This window comes from Streptomyces indicus, from assembly GCF_900100315.1.
GTDB classification, from domain to species: Bacteria; Actinomycetota; Actinomycetes; order Streptomycetales; family Streptomycetaceae; genus Streptomyces; species Streptomyces indicus.
The window spans coordinates 47,087-53,315 of the sequence record NZ_FNFF01000026.1 but is presented as its reverse complement, the minus strand read 5'-3'; the positions used below and the strand labels follow the sequence as shown (position 1 = coordinate 53,315).

Genomic DNA, 6,229 nt, shown 5'->3' with positions numbered 1-6,229 from the left:
GGGGTCGCCCGCGCCGTGGGCGTCGCGGCCGCGTCGTCGCCGCCGTCACTGCCGCAACCGGCCAGCGCGGCGCCGGTGACCGCGGCACACACGGCCAGCGCGGCCAGGCTGCGGCGCGGAGTCCGGCGGCCGGCCCGGGGCCTGCCTGCGCTCATGAGGTGTTCCTTGCTCACGAGGTGTTCCTTTCGCGCGGGCCGGAGGGTGATTCCGGGCCGGAGGAGGTGACTCCAGGATCGGCGAGAGGGGTGATATCGGCCATTTGTGACCTGCCGACGGCCCGGGCAGCACCCGTCTCCACGTTCCCGGGCAGGCCACTGGGACCCGGCATGCGCAGGTAAGCCGAACAGAGTACAAAAGGAACCTGAGGTACCAAAAGGGGCACAGGTGTCCGGGCCGGCCCGTCCTGTGAGGACCGGAGGGACGTCATGACGCAGGCCACCACCGGTGCCGAGCCGCAGTCGACGCCGGCCGTCAAGCTCACGCTCTTCACCCTGACCACGATGGTCGTCGGCTCCATGGTGGGAGCCGGCGTGTTCTCGCTGCCGCGGCGCTTCGCGGAGGAGACCGGGGTGGCCGGGGCGCTGATCGCCTGGGCCATCGCCGGCGCCGGCATGCTGATGCTGGCCTTCGTGTTCCAGTCGCTGGCCGTGCGCCGCCCCGATCTGGACGCCGGTGTCTACGCGTACGCGAAGGCCGGGTTCGGCGAGTACCTCGGCTTCTTCTCGGCCTTCGGCTACTGGGCCAGTGCGTGCGTGGGCAACGTGACGTACTGGGTCCTCATCATGTCGACGATCGGCGCGATCTGGCCTGCCCTGGGCGACGGCGACACAGCGCTCGCCATCCTGCTCTCCTCGGCGGGCCTGTGGGCGTTCTTCTTCATGATCCGCCGCGGTGTGAAGGAAGCCGCCGCGATCAACAAGATCGTCACCGTGGCGAAGATCGTGCCGATCCTGGTCTTCGTCCTCCTGGCGCTCTTCTACTTCGACCCCTCCGTGTTCGCGGACAACTGGGGCGGCGGCGACTCCTACGGCTCCCTGTTCAGCCAGGTGCGCGGCACCATGCTCGCCACCGTCTTCGTGTTCCTCGGCGTCGAGGGCGCCAGCGTCTACTCCCGGCACGCCAAGAAGCGCTCCGACGTGGGCAAGGCGACCATCCTCGGCTTCCTCAGCGTCTTCGCCGTCTTCGCCTCCGTCGTGATCGTCTCGTACGGGATCATGCCGATGGAACAGATCGCCGAGCTGCGCCAGCCCTCCATGGCCGGCGCGCTCGAAGAAGCGGTCGGGACCTGGGGCAAGGTGTTCATCAGCGTCGGACTGATCGTCTCGGTGCTCGGCGCCTACCTCGCCTGGACGCTGATGTCCGCCGAAGTCCTGTTCGTCGCCGCCAAGGACGACGACATGCCGCGGTTCCTCGGCCGCTCCAACCGGGCCGACGTGCCCGTGCCCGCCCTGATCATGACCACGGCCCTGTCGCAGGTCGTGCTGGTCGTCACCGCGTTCTCCGACGACGCCTTCAACTTCGCGCTCGACCTCACCAGCGCCCTGTCCCTGATCCCCTATCTGCTGGCGGCCGCCTTCGCCGTGAAGATCGGCACACGGAACGACCCGCTGACCGAAGGCGGCAGGACCTCGTCGCGCGAACTGACCATGGCGGTCATCGCCCTGCTCTACACCGCGTTCCTGATCTACGCGGCCGGACTGCGCTTCCTGCTGATGTCCTTCATCCTCTACGCGCCCGCCACGATCCTCTTCGTCATGGCCCGCCGCGAGCAGGGGCGCAAGCTCTTCTCGCCCCGTGAACTCGTCGTCCTGGCCGTCTCCGTCGCCGGCGCCGTCATCGGGATCATCGCGCTGGCCGCAGGGTGGATCAGCCTCTGACCCCGCACCGTCCCCGCGCTCCACGGCATTCGCCCTCGCACTCCTGTCAGGGAGGACACCATGACCAGTCCGAGCACTCCGTCCCAGTCGTACGGGGTCCACTCCGAAGTGGGACGCCTGCACAAGGTCCTCGTGTGCGCTCCCGGGCTCGCCCACCGCAGGCTCACCCCCACCAACTCCGACGACCTGCTCTTCGACGACGTCATGTGGGTGGAGAACGCCCAGCGCGACCACGCCGACTTCGTCAACAAGCTGGAACAGCGCGGGGTCGAGGTGGTCGAGCTGCACAACCTGCTCGCCGAGACGATGGCGATCGACGCGGCCAAGTCCTGGCTCCTGGACCGCAAGATCGTCCCCAACCAGGTCGGCCTCGGGCTCATCGACGACACCCGGGCCTTCCTCGAGTCGCTGCAACCGCGCGAGCTCGCCGAGTACCTCATCGGCGGCCTGGCCACCACCGATCTGCCCGACGAGTTCCGCCCCGACTATGTGGCGCTCGCCCGTGAATCCGCGGGCGCGCGCGAGTACTTGATGCCGCCGCTGCCCAACACCCTCTACACCCGCGACACCACCTGCTGGCTGTACGGCGGCCTCACCATGAACCCGCTGTACTGGCCCGCCCGGCACGACGAGACCCTCCTCATGAAGGCGATCTACGAGTTCCACCCCGACTTCAAGGGCTCCACGGTGTGGTGGGGCGATCCCGAACGCGACTGGGGCCAGGCCACGTTCGAAGGCGGCGACATCCTGCCCGTCGGCAACGGGGTCGTCCTCATGGGCATGAGCGAACGCACCTCACGCCAGGCCATCACCCAGGTCGCCGCCGCCCTCTTCGAGAACGGCGCCGCCGCACACGTCATCGTCGCCGGCATGCCCAAACTCCGTGCCGCGATGCACCTCGACACCGTGTTCACCTTCGCCGACCGCGACATCGTCACCCTCTACCCGCGCATCATGGACTCGGTCCACACCTTCTCGCTGCGCCCCGGCTCCGACCCGTCCGGGCTGCACATCACCGACGAGGGCAGCACCCCCTTCGTCGACGTCGTGGCCAAGGGGCTCGGGCTGCCGAGCCTCCAGGTGATCGAGACGGGCGGCGACGTCTACGCCTCCGAGCGCCAGCAGTGGGACAGCGGCAACAACGCCGTGGCCCTCGAACCCGGAGTCGTCTTCACCTACGACCGCAACACCCAGACCAACACCCTGCTGCGCAAGGCCGGGGTCGAGGTCATCACCATCGTCGGCGCCGAACTCGGCCGCGGGCGCGGCGGCGGACACTGCATGACCTGCCCGATCATCCGCGAACCCGTGGACTTCTGAGGGGAGCCGATCCCATGGACTCCCTCCCCGGCAGCGACGTCCTGGCCCGGCTGCGCCAGGAACGGCCCTATCCGGCCGTATCGCTGCTCATGCCGACGCACCGCCGCGAGCCGGAGAACGCGCAGGATCCCGTACGGCTCCGCAATCTCATCGCGCGGGCCAGGGAACAGCTCGCCGCCGACCCGGCCGTCACACGCGAGCGGCGCACGGAAGTGGAGAGCCGCCTGGAACAGGCGCTGCAGGACGTGGACCTCGCCCACGCCGAGGACGGCCTCGTCATCTTCGTGGCGCCCGGCGAGCACCACGTCTGGTCCGTGCCGCGCGAAGTCCCCGAACGCGTCGTGCTCTCCGACACCTTCCTCACCCGCAACCTCGCCGCGGCACGGGCCGCGGTCCGGCCCTTCTGGGCCCTCACCGTGGCGGCCGACCGGGTCTGTCTGTGGAGCGGCGACGACCGGCGGACCGGTGAGCACACCGGGGACGGCTTTCCGCTGGTACGGAGCCTCGAAGACCCCGACGCGGAGCGCAAGGAGCGCTTCGGGGATCTGCCGAGCACCTTCCGCGACGAGCAGACCCGCCAGTTCCTGCGGCAGGCACACGAGGCGCTCAGGACGGTCGTGGACTCCGCACCCCGCCCGCTGTACCTGATCGGCGAGGCCGCGGCGCTCGCCCTCATGGAAGAGTTCGGCCCCCTGGCACGGGACACGACCACCATTCGGCGCGGCGGCCTCGGCGCGGGACCGGCCGCGCAGGTGCAGCGCGTGCTCGAACCCGTGCAGGCCGAGCGGGCGAAAGCCGAGCACGCGGCGGCCCTCGCCGCACTCGAAACGGCCCGCGGACAAAAGCAGTTCGCCGGCGGTCTCGACGAGGTCGCCGAGGCCGCGTTCGACGGCAGGATCCGGCTCCTCGTCGTGGAGGAGCACTTCAAGACCGTGGTCCGCGACTACCTCGACCACCTGGAACCGGCCGTGCCCACCGACCTCGACGCACGCGAGGACATCGTGGACGAGATCGTCGAACAGGCCCTGGAGACCGGCGCCGAGGTGCACTTCGTGCCCGACGACGCCCTGTCCGCCGCGGGGCGGATCGCGGGAGTCCTGCGCTACTGACGCGCCACGGGGTCACCTCACGACGGAAGGAAGCGCCACATGGCACGCAATCGCTGTCTGATCCAGAGCTCACCGGCCGAGGTCTGGGATCTCCTGTCCAGCGGACGGCGCTACGGGGAGTGGGTCACCGGAACGCAGCAGGTGCTCGCGGCCGACCCGCACTGGCCGGCGGTCGGCTCCCAGCTGAAAGTCCGCGTGGGCCTCGGCGCCGCCACCCTCGACGACACCTCCACCGTGCGCATCTGCGTCCCGCAGGAGCGCCTGGAACTGGAGGCGAAGGCAGGCCCGTTCGGAGCAGCCCGTATCGCGATGAAGCTGATCCCCTGGGGCGAGAACACCCTCTTCATCCTCGACTGGCACCCCATCCGCGGCCCGGGCAGCAGGATGCACGGCCTTCCGGTGGACTACTTGGTGAAGGTCCGCAACGGCATGATGCTCACGAAGCTGGCGCGGATCGCCGAGCGCGAGCACCAGCTCTAGAGTGGCCCGATGCCGCTCGTGGACATCACCTATGCACCCTCCGTCGCCGAACCCGGACTCCGCGCCCTGGGCGACGCGCTGCCCCATCTCGTGTCCCTCGCCGTGCAGTGCCCCGAGGAGCCGTACGACGGGGACCTGCGGCCGGGAGATGTGGAGCTCCGCTTCCGGCAGCGCGGTCCGCTGGACCGCAGCGGTCTCGAGGTGGTGATCGAGGTGAAGTCCAAGTGGTTCGAGAGCCGGGCCGCGAACCGGCAGGAGCGCATCGACACCCTCCACGCGAACATCGTCGCCGCCACAGGGCTGCGCGACGTCGGCGTCTACCTCTCGCTTCCGTGTGCCGCGTGGGCGCAGGGCGACTGACACGACGCAGACCTGCCGGCTGCCCCGAGGCGGCGCGGATCTGCCGTCTCCCCGGCGGCGCAGTAGGCTCAATTCATGGCCGGTGACGGAGAGTTCAAGAGGGACCAGCGGTACATCACCACGCGGATCACGGAGGACGGGCGCGACGGATATCCCGTCGAGCCGGGCCGCTACCGGCTGGTCATCGCCCGTGCGTGCCCCTGGGCGAACCGAGCGGCGATCGTGCGGCGGCTGATGGGGCTCGAGGGCGTCCTGTCGATGGGTATCGCCGGACCGCTGCACGACGAGCGCAGCTGGTCCTTCCACCTCGACCCGGACGGCAAGGACCCCGTGCTCGGCATCGAGCGCCTCCAGGAGGCGTTCTTCGCGCGCGACCCCGACTACCCCCTCGGCATCACCGTGCCGGCGATCGTGGACATCCCCACCGGCAAGGTCGTGACGAACGACTTCGCGCAGATCACCCTCGACCTGGGCCACGAGTGGCGGGCGCACCAGCGCGAGGGCGCTCCCGACCTGTACCCCGAGAAGCTCCGCGACGAGATCGACGAGATCGCGGACCAGGTGTTCGCCGACCTCAACAACGGGGTGTACAAGTGCGGGTTCGCCACCTCCCAGGAGGCGTACGAGCGGGCCTACCGGGCCCTGTGGGAGCGGATGGACCGGCTGGAGGAGCGGCTCTCCACCCGCCGGTACCTGGTGGGTGACTCGATCACCGAGGCGGATGTACGGCTCTTCGTGACGCTGGTCCGGTTCGACGCGGTCTACCACGGCCACTTCAAGTGCAACCGGCACAAGCTCACCGAGCTGCCCGCCCTGTGGGCGTACGCGCGAGACCTGTTCCAGACCCCGGGCTTCGGCGACACCATCGACTTCGAGCAGATCAAGACGCACTACTACGGGGTGCACCGCACCATCAACCCGACCGGCATCGTCCCGGCAGGACCCGCGCCACAGGGCTGGCTGACCCCGCACGGGCGGGAGGCCCTGGGCGGGCGCCCGTTCGGCGACGGCACTCCGCCGGGACCGCCGCCCGAGGGCGAGCGCGTCCCGCCGCTCACCGCCTGACCGACGCGGCCGGGAGGG

General features: G+C 69.9%; 6 protein-coding genes. All 6 read left to right on the top strand.

Features of this window, described 5'->3' with window-relative positions; translation table 11 throughout:
* Nucleotides 1-425 precede the first annotated feature (425 nt).
* Nucleotides 426-1,877 carry a basic amino acid/polyamine antiporter gene (locus BLT97_RS35090; RefSeq protein WP_093617728.1) on the top strand — a complete coding sequence of 484 codons (1,452 nt, stop codon included), beginning with the start codon at nucleotides 426-428 and terminating at the stop codon, nucleotides 1,875-1,877.
* A gap of 60 nt (nucleotides 1,878-1,937) precedes the next feature.
* A complete protein-coding gene (locus BLT97_RS35085; protein WP_093617726.1) occupies nucleotides 1,938-3,197 on the top strand; it encodes an arginine deiminase in 1,260 nt (419 codons plus the stop codon).
* 14 nt (nucleotides 3,198-3,211) lie between these two features.
* On the top strand, nucleotides 3,212-4,306 hold the full coding sequence (locus BLT97_RS35080) for a baeRF3 domain-containing protein (protein ID WP_093617724.1): 1,095 nt from the start codon (nucleotides 3,212-3,214) through the stop codon (nucleotides 4,304-4,306).
* Between the two features lie 39 nt (nucleotides 4,307-4,345).
* Nucleotides 4,346-4,786, top strand: a complete 441-nt coding sequence (locus BLT97_RS35075) for an SRPBCC family protein (RefSeq protein WP_093617722.1) — start codon at nucleotides 4,346-4,348, stop codon at nucleotides 4,784-4,786.
* A 9-nt stretch (nucleotides 4,787-4,795) separates the two neighbouring features.
* Nucleotides 4,796-5,146 (top strand): hypothetical protein, encoded by a 351-nt coding sequence (locus BLT97_RS35070; RefSeq protein ID WP_093617720.1) that lies wholly within the window; start codon nucleotides 4,796-4,798, stop codon nucleotides 5,144-5,146.
* A gap of 75 nt (nucleotides 5,147-5,221) precedes the next feature.
* Nucleotides 5,222-6,211: a glutathione S-transferase family protein gene (locus BLT97_RS35065; RefSeq protein ID WP_093617718.1), complete on the top strand. Its 990-nt coding sequence runs from the start codon at nucleotides 5,222-5,224 to the stop codon at nucleotides 6,209-6,211.
* Nucleotides 6,212-6,229: the final 18 nt, after the last annotated feature.